Raw genomic sequence first — 18,842 nt, 5'->3', positions numbered from 1 at the left:
TCAGGTCTCCATCACACCCTTGCGGCCCATCAGGCCACGGGGTCGCAGAAGGATGACGGCAATGGCGACGAGATAGATGATGATCTGGTCGATGCCGGGGAAAATCTGCTTCACCTCGTTCATGGAGGCGAAGCTCTGCAGGATGCCGAGCAGGAAGCCGGCCAGCACCGCGCCGGGCAGCGAGCCCATGCCGCCGACCACCACCACCACGAAGGAGAGCACGAGGAAGTCCATGCCCATGTGGTAATCCGGCGAGACGATGGGCGTGAACATCGCCCCCGCCAGCCCGGCCACCACCGCGGCGAGCCCGAACATGAAGGTGAAGCGCTTGTCGATGTCGATGCCCAGCAGGCCCACGGTCTCCCGGTCGGCCATGCCGGCGCGCACCACCATGCCGAAGGTGGTGAACTGCAGGAAGCAGAACACCGCGCCCACGATGCCCACGGCGAAGAGGAAGTAGACGAAGCGCCAGAGCGGGTAGACGATGGTGCCCGCCTGGAAGCCCAGCCAGGCGCCGAAATCCATCATGCCGCGCAGCGAGTCCGGCGCCGATTGCGGGATCGGGTTCGCCCCGAACCAGGACTTGATGATCTCCTGCAGCACGATGGCGAGGCCGAAGGTGACCAGGATCTGCTCCGCGTGCGGGCGCTTGTAGAAGTGCTTGATGAGCCCGCGCTCCATCACCACGCCCACCAGCATCATCAGCGGGATGGCGAGCAGGATGGACACGAGCACGGAGTAATCCAGCATGACCGATCCGAAATCGCCGAACCAGTCGGTGATGTAGGGGGTGCGGATCTCGGCGGGCGTGCCCCAGGGGGTTTTCGCGGTCTCGCTGAGGACGATCTTCTCGAGCGAGAGCAGCTTCTGCATGCTCACCGCGCAGAAGGCGCCGATCATGAACAGCGCGCCATGGGCGAAGTTCACCACGCCCAGCGTGCCGAAGATGAGTGTGAGGCCGAGGGCGATCAGCGCATAGGCCGAGCCCTTGTCGAGGCCGTTGAGGATCTGCAACAGGATGGCGTCCATCGCCGGTGTCTCCCCCGTGATGCCGGTTGATATCGTCGGGCCGGCCGGGGAGGCCCCGGCCGGCGGATGTCAGGCTGCGCTCAGGCGCCCGGGTTGCACGAGCCGAGCTCGCCGCCGGCGAACATCGGGTGGTCGGGGGCGTAGGTGACCTCGTCCGTGGGCACCTCGGAGACGACTTCCAGCAGGTCGTACTGGTTGGTCGGGTTCTCCGCCCCCTTCACCACGAGCACCTTCTTGAAGCACTGGTGGTCGGCGCCGCGGTAGAGCGTGGGGCCGTTGCCCAGCCCGTCGAACTCGAAATCCTCCAGCGCCGAGATCACGTCGCAGGGGTTGAAGGAGCCCGCGCGCTCCACCGCATCGGCATAGAGGATCGCCTGCACGTAGCCGGTCTGCGCGGCCTGGGAGGGGGGAGAGCCGTATTCCTGCCCGAAGGACTTGGTGAAGGCCTGGGTGGCCTCGTCCGGCAGCTTCCAGTCCCAGTTCGCCGAGCCGTAGATGCCCTTCACGTTCTCGCCCGCGCCCTGGGCCATCAGCTCGGAGTAGAGCGGCACCACGATCTCGAACTGCTTGCCGTTCACCTGCTTGTCGCGCAGGCCGAACTGCACGGCCTGGGTGAGCGAGTTCACCATGTCCTTGCCGTAGTGGTTCAGGATCAGCACGTCGGCGCCGGAGTTGAGCACCGGGGTGATGTACTGCGAGAAGTCGCCGGCGCCGAGCGGGGTGCGTACCTTCTGCACTGTCTCCCAGCCGATCGCCTCGGTGGAGGCGGCGATGCTCTCCTCCTGGGTCCAGCCCCAGGTGTAGTCGGCGGTGAGGTGATAGGCGCGCCGGTCGGTGCCATAGGCCTCCTTGAGCACGGGGGCGAGCGCGGCGGCCGACATGTAGGCGTTGAAGAAGTGGCGGAAGCCGTTCTTCTTGCGGTCCTTGCCGGTGGTGTCGTTCGAATGGGTGAGGCCGGCCATGAAGATGACCCCCGCCTCCTGGCACAGGCCCTGTACGGCGACGGCCACGCCGGAGGAGGAGCCGCCGGTGATCATCACCGCCCGGTCCTTCTCGATCATCGCCTTGGCGGCGGCGCGGGCGGCGTCGGACTTGGTCTGGGTGTCGCCGGTGACATAGGCCACCTTCTTGCCCAGGATGCCGTTGCCCTTCAGCGCCTTCGAGGAGAAGGTGTTGAGCATGCCGCCGTCGCCCTCGCCGTTGAGATGCATGACGGCGAGCTTGTAGGCGCGGAGCTGGTCGGCGCCTTCGTCGGCGTAGGGGCCGGTCTGCGGCACGTTGAACCCGAGGGTGACCGTGCCGCCCGTGGGTTCGTTGACATAGGCGTTCGCGCCGCGCACGAAGAACGACGGGGCGGCGAGCCCCACGCCCAGAGTGGCACCGGTCTTCAGCAGCCCACGACGCGTGAATCTGTTACCCGACATGCGGATCCTCCCATTTGACTATACTCCGCCCGGACACCCCGAGCGCGTTGCCTATTCTGGCGAGCCATTGTCAGGCCGAATTGTAAATCCTCAAACAAGTTATTGCTTTGATTGCATAATATTGTAATATTTTGACGGTGTTGCGCTGCAAATATGTCAATAATTTACATTGCGGCGCGGTAAATCGTTGAACCGAAGGGTGAAATCACGATGCCGGGATCTCTGGCCGGCCTGCGCATCCGCGAACGCCGCCTCGCGCTCGGCCTCACCCAGGTCGATCTGGCGGCGCGGGCGGGCATTTCGCCGTCCTATCTCAATCTCATCGAGAAGAATCGCCGTGCGGTGGCGGGGCGCGTGCTGCTCGCGCTCGCCCGGGCGCTGGACATGCCGCCGGCCGATTTCACCGGCGCGGCCGAGCAGGGGCTGCTCGCCGCCCTGCAGGAAGCCGCCACCGCCCACGGGGTGGAGACCGCCCGGACGGAGGATCTCATCGGCCGGTTCCCGGACTGGGCGCGCCTGCTCGCGGGGATGCTGGACGAGAGCCAGCGCCTGCGCCGCGCGGTCACCGCGCTGTCGGACCGGCTGGCGCATGACCCGTTCCTCGGGCAGTCGGTGCACGAGATCCTCACCAACGTCACCGCCATCCGCTCGACCACCGACATCCTGGCGGACCCGGGCGAGATGAGCGCCGCCCAGCGCGGCCGGTTCCACGACATTCTCGCCCAGGAGAGCGCCCGGCTCACCGAAGTGGCGCAGGCGCTGGCGACCTATTTCGATTCCGCCGCGACGGCCACCGCCCCGGCGGCCACGCCGGAGGAGGCGCTGGACCAGTTCCTCGACGCGCATGAGCACCAGTTCCCCGCGCTCGACGCCGATCCGGGCGCGGATCTCGCCCCGCTGCTGGAGCACGAGGCGTTGGGGTCCGCCCCGGCCCGGCGGTTGGCGGAGGCGCATCTCGCGCGCTATGCCGCCGATGCCCGGCTGCTGCCGCTTGCCGAGTTCGCCGCCCGCGCGGCGGAGCTGCGCCATGACCCGCTGCGGCTGGCCGCGGTCTTCGCCGTGCCACCGGAGCGGGTGTTCCGCCGCCTCGCCACCCTGCGGCGCGACGGGCTGGAGGCCCCGCCCATGGCCTGCCTGCAGGTGAGCGCCGCCGGTCATGTGCTGATGCGCCGCCCCCTGCCCGGCCTGCCGCTGCCCCGCCACGGGCGCGGCTGCCCGCTCTGGCCGTTGTTCGACGCGCTGAGCCACCCGGGAGAGCCGCGCGCCGCCACCTGTGCGCTGCCCGACGGGGCGGAATACCTCGCCCTCGCCCTCGCCACGCCGCTGGTGCCGCCGGGCTTCGGGGCGCGGCCGGTCTGGCAGGGCTCGATGCTTCTGGTGCCGCTGGTGCTGGCCCGCCGGGCCGACATGGCGGCCCCGCCGGGGGAGGTTCCGCCCGAACCGGTCGGCCCCGGCCCCGGCTGCCGGATGTGCCCGCGCCAGACCTGCGTGGCGCGCGCGGAGCCCTCCGTGCTGTCCTGACGGAAACCTTCGCCGCGCGCACGGCCACTCCCCCGTCGCGCTGTCGCGCTTCCGCTGCCGCGGTGTCCCATTTCCCCCGCCGCGCTGGACCGCTGCGGCTGCCCGGCTGCCGCCGCCCCACTGTTCCACTCCCACCCCTGCGCCATCCCCTCCCCGTCGCGCTATCCCGCTGCCGTTGCCCTCGCCGCGCTGTCCCCTCCCCGCCGCGCTGTTCCACTGTCCCCGCCGCACTATCCCCTCCCCGCCGCGCTGTTCCACTGTCCCCGCCGCACTGTCCACGCCCCGTCGCGCTGCTCCGCTGTCCCCACCGCACTGTCCCCTCCCTGCCGCGCTGTCCCACTGCCCCGCCGCACTGTCCCCGCCCCGCCGCGCTGTCCCGCTGCCCCTGCCGCGCTGTCCCACGGGTCCTGCCGACCGGGGAAAGCCGCGGCCCCGCCGGGCAGCCGCGCGCTCCGGGGTGGCGCGTATGGGCCCATTTGGTCCACCGGTTCCAGAAAGCATTTGCCAGCCCCGGCCCTCCCGGGTGATGATCCCTGTCCGGAACAGGGCCGCTGCAGAGCCCGGAGACAGGGGAGGGGTCGCGTCGTGACGCGCCGCGTACTCATCATCGAGGATGAGCCGAACATCATCGAGTCGCTGGCATGGCTGCTGGGGCGCGAAGGTTTCGACGTGACCAGCGAGCAGGACGGCGCCGCCGCCCTTGACCGCATCGCGCGGGAAGCCCCGGACCTGGTGATCCTCGACGTGATGCTGCCGCAATGCGACGGGTTCGAGATCCTCCGCGCCATCCGCGCCGGGAAGACCACCGCCCGCACCCCGGTCATCATGCTCACCGCGCGCGGCCAGGCGCGGGACCGCGACACCGCCGAGAAGCTGGGCGTGGACCTGTTCATCACCAAGCCGTTCCTGAATTCCCACGTGGTGGAGAGCGCGCGCCGGCTGGCCGCCCGCACCGCGCCGTGAGCGCGGACGCGCCGGCGAGCGAGCCCGCGCCGGCCGCCGACCCGGGCGCCGCGCGCCAGCGCGCCCGCCAGTTGCAGGACCGCGCGCTGGTGCTGCCGCTGCTGGCGGTGTTCCTGTTCATGCCGCCCTGCATCCGGCTGTTCGCCGGGCCGCAGGCGCTGTTCGGCCTGCCGGTGATCGTCGTCTACGTCTTCGGAGTGTGGTGCCTGCTGGTGTTCGCGGCCTTCCGGCTGTCGCGCGGGCTGGCGCGCGGCGAGGCGCCTTGATCTCCTCCAACCTGATCATCGGCGTGTGCACGGCCTATGTCGTGCTGCTGTTCGCCGTGGCCTTCGTGGCGGACCGGCGAGCGCGGCGCGGGCGGCTGGACTGGCTGCAGTCGCCGCTGGTCTACACGCTCTCCATCTCGGTCTACTGCACCGGCTGGACCTTCTACGGCGCCGTGGGCTCCGCCGCGCGCTCGGGGCTGGAGTTCGTGGCGATCTACACCGGCCCGGTGATCGTGTTCATCGGCTGGTGGTGGTTCCTGCGCAAGCTGGTGCGCATCGGGCGGCTGCAGCGCATCACCTCGATCGCCGATCTCGTCTCCTCGCGCTACGGCAAGTCGAACACGCTGGCGGTGCTGGTGACCGTGCTCGCCGTGGTCGCCTCCACCCCCTACATCGCGCTGCAGCTCCAGTCCCTCACGCTGAGCTTCACCGTGTTCGCCCCGGCGCGCGAGGGCATCCCGCCCGATGGCGCGGGCTTCTGGATCGCGGCGGGGCTCGCGCTCTTCACCATCCTCTTCGGCACCCGCAACGTGGACGCGAACGAGCGCCACCACGGCGTGGTGACCGCCATCGCGCTGGAGGCGGTGATCAAGCTGGTCGCCCTCGTGGCGGTGGGGCTGTTCGTGGTGTTCGGGCTGGGCGGCGGGCCCGGCCAGGTGTTCGCCGACATGCCCCCCGCGCTGGCCGCGCCGGAGAGTTTCGGCGCGCGCTGGCTCACCATCACCCTGCTCTCCGCCGCCGCGGTCATCTGCCTGCCGCGCATGTTCCAGGTGACGGTGGTGGAGAACGTGGACGAGCGCCACCTCGCCACCGCCGCCTGGGCCTTCCCGCTCTACCTGCTGCTGATCTGCCTCTTCGTGCTGCCCATCGCGGTGACCGGGCTGGCGCTGCTGCCCGCGGGCTCGAACCCGGACATGTTCGTGCTCACCCTGCCGCTGATGGCCGGCCAGGACGTGCTGGCGCTGGTGGCGCTGATCGGCGGGTTCTCCTCGGCCACCTCCATGGTGATCGTGGCGACCATCGCGCTGTCGACCATGGTCTCCAACCACATCATCATGCCGATCTGGCTGCGCTTCACCTCCGACGAGACCAAGACCTCCGGTGACGTGCGCGCCATGCTGCTGATCAGCCGGCGGGCCAGCATCATCGTGCTGCTGCTGCTGGGCTACGTGTATTTCCGGGCCTCCGGCGGCTCCGCCGCGCTGGCCTCCATCGGGCTGGTGGCCTTCACCGGGGTGGCGCAGATCCTGCCCAGCCTGGTGGCCGGGGTGTTCTGGCGCGGTGCCACCCGGCCCGCGGCGCTGGCCGCCATTGCCGCGGGCTTCGCCATCTGGGTCTACACGCTGCTGCTGCCGAGCTTCGAGGCGGGGCTGGGCGCGCCCGGCATCCTGGCCCACGGCCCCTGGGGCATCGCCGCGCTGCGCCCGCAGGCGCTGTTCGGGCTGGAGGGGGTGGACCCGCTGGCCCATGCGCTGTTCTGGTCGATGAGCGTGAACGTGGCGGTGCTCGTGGGGGTGAGCCTCGTCACCCTGCCCAGCCCGCTGGAGCGGCTGCAGGCGGCGCTCTTCGTCGACGTGTTCCGCATGCAGACCGTCGCTCCCGGCGCCTACATCCGCCGCTACGCCACCTCGGAGGACCTGTTCACCCTGGCCCAGCGCATCCTGGGCACCGTGCCCGCGCACCGGCTGTTCACCGAGCTTGCCCGCGACCAGGGCCTTCCCGCCGGCCTGCCGCGCCCCGACGACGCGCTGATCGAGCGGCTGGAGCGCGACCTGGCCGGCGCGGTGGGCGCGGCCTCGGCCCATGCGATGGTGGGCCAGATCGCCTCGGGCGAGACCATCTCCATGGACGCGCTCATCTCCATCGCCGACGAAACCGCGCAGATCGTGGAATACTCCCACCGGCTGGAGGAGAAGTCGCGCGAGCTGGAGGAGACCGCAGCCGAGCTGCGCCTCGCCAACATCCGCCTGCAGGAACTGGGCGAGCAGCGCGACGCCTTCCTCGCCCAGGTGAGCCACGAGCTGCGCACGCCGATGACCTCCATCCGCTCCTTCTCCGACATCCTGCGTGAGAACCGCGACCTGCCGCCGGAGCAGGCCCGCCGCTTCCTCGGCATCATCAACGACGAGAGCCAGCGCCTCACCCGGCTGCTGGACGAGATCCTCGACCTGGGCTTCCTCGAGAGCCGCCGCGTGGCCTGGGAGCTGGAAGAGGTGGACCTGGAGGACGTGCTGGACCGCGCCCTCTCGGCCACGGAGGCGCTCACCGCCCGCTCCGGCCTGCGCATCACCCGCTCGCCCCGCCAGCGCGACGCGGTGGTGATGGCCCAGCGCGACAGGCTGGCCCAGGTGTTCATCAACCTCATCTCCAACGCGGTGAAATACGCGGGCTCCGAGGCGGCGCTGGCGCTCACCATCCATGCCGGGCCCGGGGGGATCACCGTGGACGTGGCGGATGACGGGCCGGGCGTGCCGGCCGGCGACGCGGAGCAGATCTTCGAGAAGTTCGCCCGCGCCCGGGGCCTCTCCGACAGCCGCGGCGCCGGGCTCGGCCTGCCGATCAGCCGCGAGATCATGCGCAACTTCGGCGGCGACCTCACCCTGCGCAGCAGCCGGCGCGGGGCGATCTTCCGCGTCTCCCTCGCCCGCCCCGCGGCCCCGGCAGCGGCGAGGCCCCCGGCAGCCAGACCCCGCGCCGACTCCCCGCAGACCCGGGTGCGCGCCGCCACTTCGCCGGAAACCTGACCCCCCGGCCAGGGCGCGCGACGTCCCTCCGGCAACGCGGGCTTCCCCACCGCACCGGCGGAACGCGCCTGCCGCGCCACCGCGTCAAACCCTCCACCCGCCGCTCCGCTGACACCCACATCCCCCGTGCCCCGACGCCCGAAGCCGCCCCCGAACCATTGCCAGCCGCCTCTCCGGCAGCCCCCGGACGGGCCGGGGGCACCGCCTCCGCCACGCCTCCGGCCTGCCCGGGGGCTGGCAGCCTCTCCGACTGACCTGACGGCACCAGTGCGTCCGGTCCGCCCGGCGACAGCATTTCCCGCCACGGGCCCGACCGCCCCACCTCCGGCCCGCCCGGCGGCAGCATCTCCCGCCAAGGGCCCGACCGCCCCACCTCCGGCCCGCCCGGCGGCAGCATCTCCCGCCACGGGCCCGACCGCCGCACCTCAGGCCCGCCCGGCGGCAGCACCTTCCGCCACGGGCCCGACCGCCCCACCTCCGGTCCGCCCGGCGGCGGCACCTCCCGCCACGGGCCCGGCCGCCCCTGCTCCGGTGTCACCAGTCGCTTCCGCTGCACTGACGGCGCTCGCCGTGCCCCCTTGGCGCCACTGGCCCCGCGCAGGGATGACAAGGCCCGCCGCCTCGGCTAAGGGCACGGGCATGAGACAGCCCCTGCCCCAAGCGCACCCGGAGCGCCGGAGATGACCGCGATCCTGATCGCCGGGCCCACGGCCTCCGGCAAGTCCGCCCTCGCCCTCGCCCTCGCCGCCGAGACCGGCGGAACCATCGTGAACGCCGATGCGCTGCAGGTCTACGCGGACTGGCGCGTGCTCACCGCCCGCCCCTCGGCGCAGGACGAGGCGCAGGCGCCGCACCGGCTTTACGGCGGGGTGGGCTTCCGCGAGGCCTGGTCGGCCGGGCACTGGCTGCGGGCGGTCACCGCCCTGATGGCGGAGGTGGAGACGCCGATCTTCGTCGGCGGCACCGGTCTCTACTTCCTCGCCCTCACCGAGGGGCTGGCCGAGATCCCCGAAACTCCGCCCGAAATCCGCGCCCGGGGCGATGCGCTGCGCCGCGAGGCGGGGCGCGACGGGCTGGCCGCCATCCTCGCGGAGCGTGATCCGGCGACGCTCGCGCGCCTCGACCGGCTGAACCCGATGCGCCTGCAGCGCGCCTGGGAGGTGCTGGAGACCACCGGCCGCCCGCTCTCGGCCTGGCAGGACGAGACCCCGCCGCCGCTCATCCCGCCCGGCACCGGCCTGCGCCTGCAGATGGCGCCGGACACCGACTGGCTGAACGCCCGCATCGACCGGCGCTTCGACGCGATGCTGGCAGAGGGCGCGCTCGAGGAGGCCCGCGCCCTGCTGCCGGTCTGGGACCCGGCGCGCCCGGCGGCCTATGCCCTGGGCGCGCGCGAGCTCATCGCGCACCTGCGGGGCGAGATGCCGCTGGAGGAGGCCGCGGCCCTCGCCCGCACCGGCACCCGGCAATACGCGAAGCGCCAGCGCTCCTGGTTCCGCAGCAGGATGCGCGACTGGCGCCAGATCGACCCCCGCGCCCTGCCCCCGCTCACGGAACTGCTCGGCTCCTGAGCCGCGGCACCGGGCGCGCGCGGATCACGCCGGGCGGGGCCGGCTCAGAACGGCAGGCCCACGTAGTTCTCCGCCATCACCGCCTGCGCGGCCGGCGAGCCGGCGAGATAGTCGATCTCGGCCTCCTGGATCCGCTGGCCGAAGGCGCCCTGGTCCTCGAAGCGGTGCAGGGTCGTGGTCATCCACCACGAGAAGCGCGTGGCCTTCCACACCCGCGCCAGCGCGCGCTCGGAATAGGTGTCGAGCCCGCCCGGCTCATTGTCGCGGTAATGCGCGATCAACGCTTCGGAGAGATAGTGCACGTCGGACATGGCGAGGTTGAGCCCCTTCGCGCCGGTGGGCGGCACGATATGGGCGGCATCGCCGCACAGGAACAACCGGCCCCAGCGCATGGGCTCGGCCACGTAGGAGCGCAATGGGGCGATGGACTTCTCGATCGACGGCCCGGTGACCAGCGTCTCGGCGGCCTCATGCGGAATGCGGCGGCGCAGCTCGTCCCAGAACGCGTCGTCGGACCAGTTCTCGACATGATCGCCCACCGGCACCTGCAGGTAGTAGCGGCTGAGATGGGCGTTGCGCATGGAGCAGAGCGCGAAGCCGCGGCTGTGGTTGGCATAGATCAGCTCATGGCTGACCGGCGGCGTCTCCGACAGGACGCCCAGCCAGCCGAAGGGATACACCCGCTCGGTTTCGCGCAGCACGGTCCGGGGAATGCAGCCGCGGCTCACCCCGTGGAACCCGTCGCAGCCGATGACGTAATCGCAGTCGATCCGCTCTTCGGTACCGGCCTTCACATAGGTCACCCATGGGTGCTCGGACTCGAGCCCGTGCGGGGTGACGGCCTCGGCCTCGTGGACCACCAGCCCCCCGGCGGCGGCGCGGGCGTGATAGAGGTCCCGGGTCACCTCCGTCTGGCCGTAGACCATCACCGGCTTGCCGGCGCGTTGGACAAAATCGACTCTGAACTGGGCATTGCGCGCGGCAAGGAAAGTGCCCTCGTGAACGAATCCCTCCCGGTCCATCCGGGCGCCCACGCCCGCGGCGCGCAGCATTTCGACCGTGCCCCATTCCAGGACACCCGCCCGGATGCGCCCCAGAACATAGTCCTGGCTGCGCCGCTCAAGCACCACGTTTTCCACGCCTGCAAGGTGCAGGATCTGGCTCAGGAGCAGCCCCGAGGGCCCCCCTCCGATGATCACGACCTGTGTACGCATTGAAAGATCCTCCCTTTTGCGTGCAATCTACTCCTGCGCCGGGCCTCTTGCGACAGGAGAGGTCGGACGAATAATTGCACAAATCGAACATGGGAGTGTGTATCGCATGGCGATCCCCAGCTTCGAGCTTTTCGGCGAGGCGGACACCACCGGCGACATGCCGGACGTACTGCACTGCGAATCCATCGCGGCGCGCAGCCGGATCTACGACTGGTCCTTCGTGGCGCACAGGCACCACGGGCTGCACCAGTTCTTCTGGGTGTCGCGCGGCGGCGGACGGGTGAGCATCGACGGCGAGCCGCAGGGCTTCGGGCCGCATACGCTGCTGTTCATTCCGCGGCTCTGCGTGCACGGCTTCGCCTTCACGCCCGGCACCTCGGGATGGGTGGTGACCCTGCCCGCCTCCATGCCGCTGCCGGTGCCCGAAACACCGCAGGTGCTCAAGGTGAACGGCGTGTCCGATCCGGCCTCCGTCACCGGCATCTTCTCCGCCATCGCCGACGAGCACTCCCATGAACGCCCGGGCCGGGCAGAGGCGCTGCAGGCGCATGCCATGCTGCTCAGCGTCTGGGTGATGCGGGCGATGGAGGCGCGCGAAACCCCGCCCGACAGCCCGCGCCGGAAGCTCATGCGCCGCTTCGGCACCCTGCTGGAGGAGAACTACCGCCAGCACTGGCAGGTGGACCGCTATGCCGAGACCCTCGCCGTCACGCCCACGCATCTCACCCGCACGTGCAGGGAGGTGACCGGCAAGGCCGCCTCCTCGCTGATCCAGGACCGGGTGCTTCTGGAGGCCCGGCGCCAGCTTGCCTACACCGACATGCGGGTTTCGGAGATCGCGCAGGACCTCGGCTACCAGGACCCGGCGTATTTCACCCGGATCTTCACCAACAAGGTCGGCCGCACCCCGACCGCCTTCCGCCAGGCCCCGGGCCTCGGCGCGCCGGACCGGGGCGAAGCCACCTCCTGACCCGCCGCGCGCCGCGGCGCGGCGGCCCCCCCCTGGCCGGTCCACGGCCCGGGGCGGCTCCGATCTCCCCGGACAGGACCGCCCTGTGCGGGCGCGCCTTCCGTGCCGGAGCGGTGCCGCGGCATCGGCCGGATGCGGCCACCTTCGGGGCGCGCCCCGTCGTCGGGCAAGGGCTTCGCACCGCTCATCCGGCTGCCCGTTCTCCCGCCGACACTGGATTTCCATTGACGCGCCTGCGGCCATCGGCTCGATTGGGGGCCGAAAAACAGGAGACCCCAATGCCTCAGTTCGCCCCGAATTCCTGGGAAGCCCGCGCCGACGACAACGTGATGTACGGCTTCACCGACCTGCCCTCGCTGCACGCGCGCGGGCCCGTCGTGCTCACCCACGGCACCGGCATCAACGTGCATGACGTGCATGGCCGCTCCTATCTCGATGCGAACTCGGGCCTGTGGAACATGGTCGCCGGCTTTGACCACAAGGGGCTCGCGGAGGCCGCGAAGGCCCAGTACGACCGCTTCCCCGGCTACCACGCCTTCTTCGGCCGCCTGTCGGACAAGACGGTGGAACTGTCCGAGAAGCTCGTCGAGGTCTCGCCCTTCGAGAGCGGCAAGGTGTTCTTCACCAACTCCGGCTCCGAGGCCAACGACACGATGGTCAAGATGCTGTGGTTCATCAACACGGTGATGGGCCGCCCGGAGAAGCGCAAGATCATCACCCGCTTCAACGCCTACCACGGGGTGACGGCCGTCTCCGCCTCGATGACCGCGAAGCCCTACAACCAGTGGTTCGGCCTGCCGCTGGCGGATTTCGTGCACGTCGAATGCCCGCATTACTGGCGTGAGGGCCAGCCCGGCGAGAGCGAGGCGGCCTTCGTCGCCCGCCTCGCCGCGAGCCTGGAGAGCCGCATCCTCGCCGAGGGGCCGGAGACCATCGCCGGCTTCTTCGCCGAGCCGGTGATGGGCGCGGGCGGGGTGATCGTGCCGCCGATGGCCTATTTCCCGGCCGTCCAGGCAGTGCTGCGCAAATACGACATCCCGCTGATCTCCGACGAGGTCATCTGCGGCTTCGGGCGCACCGGCACCGTCTGGGGCTGCGAGAGCTTCGGCTTCCAGCCCGACGCGATCATCTCCTCCAAGAACCTCACCGCGGGGTATTTCCCGATGGGCGCGGTGATCCTCGGCCCGAAACTGGCGGCCGAGCTGATGGAAGCCTCCGAGAAGATCGAGGAATTCGTGCACGGTTTCACCGCCTCCGGCAACCCGGTGGGCTGCGCCGTGGCGCTGAAGGCGATCGACGTGATCCTGAACGAGGGGCTGATCGACAATGTCCGCGCCCTCGCCCCGCAGTTCCGCGCCCGGATGGACGCGCTGCTGGAGATGCCGAACATCGGCGAGGCCCGCGGCATCGGCCTGATGGGCGCGCTCGAGGCGGTGAAGGACAAGGACACAAAGACCCCCTTCGGCCCGGAGGTCTCGGTCTCCGAGCGCATCGCGAACCGCTGCACCGACAACGGGCTGATCTGCCGCCCGCTCGGCCAGGCCATCGTGCTCTGCCCGCCGTTCATCATCACCCCCTCGGAGATGGACCACATGTTCGACATGCTGGAGAAATCCCTGCGCGAGGTGTTCGCCGAGGTCGCCTGACAGCGGCCGGACGCGCGGGACGACACCCCCCGCGACACCCGGGCGCGCGCCCCTCAGCGGCGCACTTCAACCTCTCGCGGGCGTCGGGGCCCCGGGGGGTCCCGGTCAGACGGTGGCGCAGGCAGCCGGGCTGCAGGTCCCGGGCGCTGCGCGTGTCGGGCAGCGTCCGCCTGCCCCTGCCACCTGCCCGGTATTGCTCAACGGCGCGCCTCGGCCTCTCGCGGGGGCCATTCCGGTTTCGGCCGCACTGCCGGCGGCGCCGCCTGCATCTGCCGACCCCTCGCGTCGTCGCCTCTCACGTGGGAATGGCGTGGGATTGCGAACCCGGTGCGGGTCGGCCCTGCCGATCCGGCGGAGCGCCGGGGCCGCTGCATGGCGCCGGCCGGAGCGCTCCCGTCCTGCGTCGACCCGCCCTGCGGGCGCGTCTCCTGCGGTTTGGGCCGGGCCGCGCGTGCCGCGCGGCGGCCGGGCGTTACGGGGAACGCGCGCAATGGCGACGGGGCGCCACGCGGAACGCGCGCGCAATGGCGGCGGGGCCCGCACGGGGCCAGGCGCGTGGCTCAGGCCGGGCGGGTGTAGCGGGTGACGAGGCGGTAATCCTTGCGGGGGCCTTCCACGCGCCACTCGCTGCGCCAGTCGTGCGGGTCCGGGCCGAAGAGATAGGCGACCTCGTAGCGGTCCGGCGGGCAGAGGTGCAGGGCTTCGGCCCGGGCGGCGCCGGGGTCGAAGGCATGGAAGAACCGGCCGTCGTCGAAGTAGACCCGCACCTCGCCGCCCTCGGGGAAGCGGTAGAGGTAGCGGCGCGCGGCCCGCATGGCGAGCCCGCCGAGCCGCAGCGTGCCCATCTCCTCGTAGAGCAGCCCGCCGGGCACCGGGGAGAAGCTCGCCCGGCCTTCGAACCGCCCCGTCCGCGCCGCGTCGAGGTCATGCACATGCCGGTCCACCTGCCAGTGGCCGAGAAAGCGCGCCGCCGCGCCGGTTGCCTTTTCCATGCCGCTTTGCTACCTCGCGGCGAGCCGCATCGCAATCCGGAGAGCCAGATGATCCCGCGTTACTCCCGCCCCGACATGGTCGCCATCTGGTCGCCGGAAACGAAGTTCCGCATCTGGTTCGAGATCGAGGCGCATGCCTGCGACGCCCAGGCCGCCATCGGGGTGATCCCGAAGGCCGCCGCCGAGGCAGTGTGGAAGGCGAAGGACGTCACCTTCGACATCGCCCGGATCGACGAGATCGAGGCCGTCACCAAGCATGACGTGATCGCCTTCCTCACCCATCTCGCCGAGCATGTGGGCGAGGAGGCGCGCTTCGTCCACCAGGGCATGACCTCCTCGGACGTGCTCGACACCTGCTTCAACGTGCAGCTCACTCGCGCCGCCGACATCATCATCGCCGATCTCGAGGGCCTGCTGGAGGCCCTGAAGCGCCGCGCCTACGAGCACAAGGACACGGTGCGCATCGGCCGTTCGCACGGCATCCATGCCGAGCCGGTCACCATGGGCCTCACCTTCGCGCGCTTCTACGCCGAGATGAAGCGCAACCTCGCGCGCATGAAAACCGCCCGCGCCGAGATCGCCACCGGCGCCATCTCCGGCGCCGTGGGCACCTTCGCCAACATCGACCCCTCGGTGGAGGAGCACGTGTGCAAGGCCCTCGGCCTCACCGCCGAGCCGATCTCCACCCAGGTGATCCCGCGCGACCGCCATGCCGCCTTCTTCGCGGCGATGGGCGTGGTCTCCTCCTCCATCGAGAACATCGCCATCGAGATCCGCCACATGCAGCGCACCGAGGTGCTGGAGGCCGAGGAGTTCTTCTCCAAGGGCCAGAAGGGCTCCTCCGCCATGCCGCACAAGCGCAACCCGGTGCTGACGGAAAACCTCACCGGCCTCGCCCGGCTGGTGCGCATGGCCGTGGTTCCGGCGCTGGAGAACGTGGCGCTGTGGCACGAGCGCGACATCTCCCACTCCTCCGTGGAGCGCAACATCGGCCCGGACACCACGATCACGCTCGACTTCGCGCTGGCCCGCCTCACCTCGGTGGTCGACAAGCTGGTCGTCTACCCGGACACCATGATGAAGAACCTCGAGAAGTTCCGCGGCCTGGTGCATTCGCAGCGCGTGCTGCTGGCGCTCACCCAGAAGGGTGTCAGCCGCGAGGACTCCTACACCCTCGTGCAGCGCAACGCGATGAAGGTCTGGGAGCAGGGCGCCGATTTCATGGCGGAGCTGAAGGCGGATCCCGACGTGCGCGCCGCCCTGTCGGAGGCCGAGATCGAGGAGAAGTTCGACCTCGGCTACCACACCAAGCACGTGGACACGATCTTCGCCCGCGTCTTCGGCTGAACCGGGCGCCGGAAACCGCGCAGCGGTGACACGCCGGGCGGGGGCTCGATGCCCCCGTCCGGCGTTTTCACGTGCGGACGGCAGCCCTCGCCCCGGCAGGCGTCGCGCGGCCGCGCCTCCTGCCCGGCCGCCTCGCGCCGCTGGATCGACACATGGCGCCGGGGCTGACAGGATGCGCCGGAGACACCTGCGTTTCCCGGGAAGGAGAGACATGGATCACCGCGCCCTCGTTGCCACGCTCACCCCCGCGCAGCGCGCTCACCTCACGCAGACCTCCGATCGGGCCGGCCTCCGCCACCTGGCGCTGCATGCCGGGGCGATCGCCGGCCTGGGCGTGCTCATCGGGCTGCGGGTGCCGTTCTGGCCGCTGCTGATGCTGCCGCAGGGGGTGCTCATCGTGTTCCTGTTCACCCTGCTGCACGAGACCACCCACCGCACCCCGTTTCGCAGCCGCTGGCTGAACGATGGCGTCGCGCGGCTCTGCGGCTGGCTGATCGCGCTGCCGCCCGAGTGGTTCCGCTGCTTCCACTTCGCCCATCACCGCTTCACGCAGGACCCGGAGAATGACCCCGAGCTCGCGGTGCCGAAGCCCGTCACCCCGGCCGGCTATGCCCTGCATGTCTCCGGCCTGCCGGCCTGGGCAAGCGCGGCGCGCGTGCTGCTGCGCAATGCCTCCGGGCGCTGCGCGGACAGTTTCGTGCCGGCCCGCGCCCTGCCCCGCATCCGGCACGAGGCGCAGGGCATGCTCGCCGGCTACGCGTTGGTGGCCGGGATGTCGCTCTGGGCCGGGTCGTCGCTGGCGCTCACCGTCTGGGCGGTGCCGGCGCTGCTGGGCCAGCCGGTGCTGCGGCTCTACCTGCTGGCCGAGCACGGGCGCTGCCCCTTCGTGGCGAACATGCTGGAGAACACCCGCACCACCTACACCTCGCGGCTGGTGCGCGCGCTGGCCTGGAACATGCCGTTTCACGCGGAGCATCACGCCTGGCCCGGCGTGCCCTTTCACCGCCTGCCGGAGTTCAACCGCCTGGCGCGGAACCACCTGCGCGTCACCGAACAGGGCTACGGCGCCTTCACCGCGGGTTACATCGCCGGCCTGCGCTGAGCGGGTCGGGTGCCGGATACGCCACCGCGTCGCAACAGGCCCCCGCTTCACAATATTCGCGCCATGAAAACTTCATCTTGCACTGCGGCATGTTTCGAATAGCGTGAATTCGTTCGGTCTGTTCGGAGCGCTGGTCATGATGCTTGGGAATGACGCCGCCTGGTCGCTGCCCGCGACCGCCTACAACGACCCCGCCCGGTTCGCCACCGAGCGCCGGATGATCTTCGAGACCAACTGGCTGCTGTTCACCTGGTCCGGCCGGCTGCCGGAGCCCGGCGATTACGTGACCGGCACCCTGGCGGGCCACAACATCTTCGTGATGCGCGGCGACGACGGCCAGGTGCGCGCCTTCCACAACGTCTGCCGCCACCGCGCCGCCGAGCTGGTGCGCGGCGAGAGCGGCCATTGCGGCGGCCTCGTCACCTGCCCCTATCACAGCTGGGGCTACCTGAGGGACGGGCGCCTGCACCGCGCGGTGAACTTCGGCTCCGAAACCGTGTTCGACCCCGCCGAATGGGGGCTGATCCAGGCCGATTGCGAGGAATGGCGCGGGCTCGTCCTGGTGCGCATCGCGCGCGGCGGCCCGAGCGTGGCCGAATGGCTGGGCCCGGTGGCCGATTTCGCCGCGCCCTTCCCGCTCGAGAAGCAGAAGTTCTTCTCGAAGAAGGAGCGCGTGGTCGATGTGGACTGGAAGATCTACGGTGAGAACTATCTGGAATGCTACCATTGCCGGGCGATGCACCCCGGCCTTTGCGCCAGCCTCGACATCGACCGCTACCAGATCGACGTGTACGACCGCGACAAGTTCTTCCACCTGCACGCGCCGGCGCGCAACCCCGATGCCACGCAGGGCACCTATCTCTACCGGTTTCCCTTCCTGATGCTGAACCTCTACGACTGGGGCTCCTCCATCGCCACGGTGGAGCCGCTGGGCCCGGGGCGGATCCGGCACATCAACTGGTATTTCTTCGAGGACATCTCGCCCGAGCGCGAGGCCGAGAACCGCCGCTCCGCGGACTGGTCCGCCGAGATCATCACTGAGGATCTCGAGGTCATCACCGCCGTGCAGCGCAACATGAACGCCGGGATCTTCCAGCAGGCGCCGCTGTCGCGGGCCGAGGAATACGCGGTGATCGCCTTTGACCGCATGTGCGAGGACGCGCTGTCCCCGCCGGAGCCGATCGTCGTCGCGGCCGAGTAACGCGCCCGCCGGGAGGCCCGCGGCCGTGCCGAACCGCCACGCCGGCGGGCCGCATGCGCGGCAGGCTCAGGCGGCGGGGTCCGGAGGCAGGCGCAGCCCGTCCACGAAGACGTCGAGCAGCAGGACAACGGTGGTCTGCCAGCCCGGCTGCTCGCGGGTGTAGCACATGCCGATCATCGCGCGCATCAGGTCCTCAGGGGTGAGGTCGGAGCGAATGCGCCCCGCCGCCACCGCCCGCTCCATCAGCGAGCCCACGGCGGCGCGCAACCGGCGTGAGGTGTCCGCGAAGAGCGGGTCCGAGCCCTGCACCGAGGGCGCGAGCGCTGTGAGCATGCCCTTCTTCGTGGCCACCATCCCCACGCAGGCGTGCAGCCACTGGCGCAGGGCCTCGACAGGGTCCCGCCCGTCCGCCGCCTGCTGCGCAAGCGCGACGAGCTGGTCGACATCGCGCAGGTAGACCGCCTGGAACAGCGCCTCGCGCGTGGGAAAATGCCGGTAGAGCGTGCCGATGCCCACCCCGGCGCGGCGCGCCACGGCCTCCAGGCTCGCCTCCGGCCCGCCGGCGCTGAACACGTCACGGGCCGCGAGAAGCAGCTTCTCCCGGTTGCGCAGCGAATCCGCCCGCGGCCTGCGGCCTGCCTTCTGCACGCCTTCTCCCATTCGTCCTCCCGGCTCCTCTCTTTTGCCCTTGCTAAACGGAGGCAACCTCCGTATAAGCTTCCTACGCGGCCGGTGCGAGCCCCTTTTCCGGGCACTCCACGTTCCGGCCCCGACGGAAAACGCCCGCGGCCCCTGTCGCGCAACCTCTCCCGGCGTCAATTCACACCTGATACATACACCGATCGGAGCATG

Annotated in this window: 15 protein-coding genes; 10 read left to right on the top strand and 5 right to left on the bottom strand. The window is 70.6% G+C overall.

The genetic code is table 11. The features are described from left to right. Both FDP22_RS08715 and FDP22_RS08710 read right to left on the bottom strand, forming a co-directional pair. The gene (locus FDP22_RS08715; protein ID WP_138572098.1) at window positions 1-1,029 is read right to left on the bottom strand and encodes a branched-chain amino acid ABC transporter permease; all 1,029 of its coding nucleotides are present in this window, start codon (window positions 1,027-1,029) and stop codon (window positions 1-3) included. Between the two features lie 80 nt (window positions 1,030-1,109). Next, window positions 1,110-2,453, bottom strand: a complete 1,344-nt coding sequence (locus tag FDP22_RS08710; RefSeq protein WP_138572099.1) for a substrate-binding protein — start codon at window positions 2,451-2,453, stop codon at window positions 1,110-1,112. Window positions 2,454-2,663: 210 nt separating this feature from the next. On the opposite strand from FDP22_RS08710, the gene FDP22_RS08705 reads away from it, so the two are divergent. The 5 genes from FDP22_RS08705 (at window position 2,664) to miaA (ending at window position 9,518) form a co-directional block, all read left to right on the top strand. Beyond that, window positions 2,664-3,974, top strand: a complete 1,311-nt coding sequence (locus tag FDP22_RS08705; RefSeq protein ID WP_138572100.1) for an XRE family transcriptional regulator — start codon at window positions 2,664-2,666, stop codon at window positions 3,972-3,974. 585 nt (window positions 3,975-4,559) lie between these two features. Continuing rightward, window positions 4,560-4,937, top strand: coding sequence for a response regulator transcription factor (locus FDP22_RS08700; RefSeq protein ID WP_138572101.1), 378 nt, complete (start codon window positions 4,560-4,562; stop codon window positions 4,935-4,937). Continuing rightward, entirely contained in the window at window positions 4,934-5,203 is a 270-nt protein-coding gene (locus FDP22_RS08695) for a hypothetical protein (RefSeq protein WP_205910864.1), read from the top strand. Before FDP22_RS08700 ends, FDP22_RS08695 begins: the two co-directional genes overlap by 4 nt. Next, window positions 5,203-7,947, top strand: coding sequence for an ATP-binding protein (locus tag FDP22_RS08690; RefSeq protein WP_170317769.1), 2,745 nt, complete (start codon window positions 5,203-5,205; stop codon window positions 7,945-7,947). The genes FDP22_RS08695 and FDP22_RS08690 overlap by 1 nt, the downstream gene beginning before the upstream one ends. Before the next feature lie 680 nt (window positions 7,948-8,627). Further along, the gene (gene miaA, locus FDP22_RS08685) at window positions 8,628-9,518 is read left to right on the top strand and encodes a tRNA (adenosine(37)-N6)-dimethylallyltransferase MiaA (protein ID WP_138572103.1); all 891 of its coding nucleotides are present in this window, start codon (window positions 8,628-8,630) and stop codon (window positions 9,516-9,518) included. Window positions 9,519-9,562: 44 nt separating this feature from the next. On the opposite strand, the gene pobA is transcribed toward miaA, so the two are convergent. Beyond that, window positions 9,563-10,732 (bottom strand): 4-hydroxybenzoate 3-monooxygenase, encoded by a 1,170-nt coding sequence (gene pobA / locus FDP22_RS08680; RefSeq protein ID WP_138572104.1) that lies wholly within the window; start codon window positions 10,730-10,732, stop codon window positions 9,563-9,565. 106 nt (window positions 10,733-10,838) lie between these two features. Between pobA and FDP22_RS08675 the strand changes: the two genes are divergently transcribed. Both FDP22_RS08675 and FDP22_RS08670 read left to right on the top strand, forming a co-directional pair. After that, window positions 10,839-11,702 carry a helix-turn-helix domain-containing protein gene (locus FDP22_RS08675; protein ID WP_170317639.1) on the top strand — a complete coding sequence of 288 codons (864 nt, stop codon included), beginning with the start codon at window positions 10,839-10,841 and terminating at the stop codon, window positions 11,700-11,702. A 278-nt stretch (window positions 11,703-11,980) separates the two neighbouring features. Next, the gene (locus FDP22_RS08670) at window positions 11,981-13,348 is read left to right on the top strand and encodes an aminotransferase (RefSeq protein ID WP_138572106.1); all 1,368 of its coding nucleotides are present in this window, start codon (window positions 11,981-11,983) and stop codon (window positions 13,346-13,348) included. 560 nt (window positions 13,349-13,908) lie between these two features. Here the strand turns inward: FDP22_RS08670 and FDP22_RS08665 are convergent. After that, entirely contained in the window at window positions 13,909-14,340 is a 432-nt protein-coding gene (locus FDP22_RS08665) for a DUF6314 family protein (protein WP_138572107.1), read from the bottom strand. A 48-nt stretch (window positions 14,341-14,388) separates the two neighbouring features. Here FDP22_RS08665 and purB point away from each other — a divergent pair, with 48 nt between their 5' ends. The 3 genes from purB (at window position 14,389) to FDP22_RS08650 (ending at window position 17,990) form a co-directional block, all read left to right on the top strand. Further along, window positions 14,389-15,687, top strand: coding sequence for an adenylosuccinate lyase (gene purB / locus FDP22_RS08660; protein WP_138572108.1), 1,299 nt, complete (start codon window positions 14,389-14,391; stop codon window positions 15,685-15,687). Window positions 15,688-15,898: 211 nt separating this feature from the next. Further along, window positions 15,899-16,789 carry a fatty acid desaturase family protein gene (locus FDP22_RS08655; protein WP_138572109.1) on the top strand — a complete coding sequence of 297 codons (891 nt, stop codon included), beginning with the start codon at window positions 15,899-15,901 and terminating at the stop codon, window positions 16,787-16,789. 136 nt (window positions 16,790-16,925) lie between these two features. After that, the gene (locus FDP22_RS08650) at window positions 16,926-17,990 is read left to right on the top strand and encodes an aromatic ring-hydroxylating oxygenase subunit alpha (protein WP_138572110.1); all 1,065 of its coding nucleotides are present in this window, start codon (window positions 16,926-16,928) and stop codon (window positions 17,988-17,990) included. 66 nt (window positions 17,991-18,056) lie between these two features. On the opposite strand, the gene FDP22_RS08645 is transcribed toward FDP22_RS08650, so the two are convergent. Beyond that, a complete protein-coding gene (locus FDP22_RS08645; RefSeq protein ID WP_239031911.1) occupies window positions 18,057-18,638 on the bottom strand; it encodes a TetR/AcrR family transcriptional regulator in 582 nt (193 codons plus the stop codon). Between the last annotated feature and the right edge of the window lie 204 nt (window positions 18,639-18,842).

The organism is Paroceanicella profunda (assembly GCF_005887635.2).
In the GTDB taxonomy this organism is placed as follows: Bacteria; Pseudomonadota; Alphaproteobacteria; order Rhodobacterales; family Rhodobacteraceae; genus Paroceanicella; species Paroceanicella profunda.
Note: the sequence above shows the minus strand (reverse complement) of the source record. Positions and strands in the feature narration are given on the sequence as shown.

Coding starts and splice junctions, on each gene's coding strand:
- miaA (WP_138572103.1), top strand. CDS start 8,628: ATGACCGCGATCCTGATCGCCGGGCCCACGGCCTCCGGCAAGTCCGCC.
- FDP22_RS08710 (WP_138572099.1), bottom strand. CDS start 2,453: ATGTCGGGTAACAGATTCACGCGTCGTGGGCTGCTGAAGACCGGTGCC.
- FDP22_RS08650 (WP_138572110.1), top strand. CDS start 16,926: ATGATGCTTGGGAATGACGCCGCCTGGTCGCTGCCCGCGACCGCCTAC.
- FDP22_RS08665 (WP_138572107.1), bottom strand. CDS start 14,340: ATGGAAAAGGCAACCGGCGCGGCGGCGCGCTTTCTCGGCCACTGGCAG.
- FDP22_RS08675 (WP_170317639.1), top strand. CDS start 10,839: ATGGCGATCCCCAGCTTCGAGCTTTTCGGCGAGGCGGACACCACCGGC.
- FDP22_RS08705 (WP_138572100.1), top strand. CDS start 2,664: ATGCCGGGATCTCTGGCCGGCCTGCGCATCCGCGAACGCCGCCTCGCG.
- FDP22_RS08655 (WP_138572109.1), top strand. CDS start 15,899: ATGGATCACCGCGCCCTCGTTGCCACGCTCACCCCCGCGCAGCGCGCT.
- purB (WP_138572108.1), top strand. CDS start 14,389: ATGATCCCGCGTTACTCCCGCCCCGACATGGTCGCCATCTGGTCGCCG.
- FDP22_RS08670 (WP_138572106.1), top strand. CDS start 11,981: ATGCCTCAGTTCGCCCCGAATTCCTGGGAAGCCCGCGCCGACGACAAC.
- pobA (WP_138572104.1), bottom strand. CDS start 10,732: ATGCGTACACAGGTCGTGATCATCGGAGGGGGGCCCTCGGGGCTGCTC.
- FDP22_RS08715 (WP_138572098.1), bottom strand. CDS start 1,029: ATGGACGCCATCCTGTTGCAGATCCTCAACGGCCTCGACAAGGGCTCG.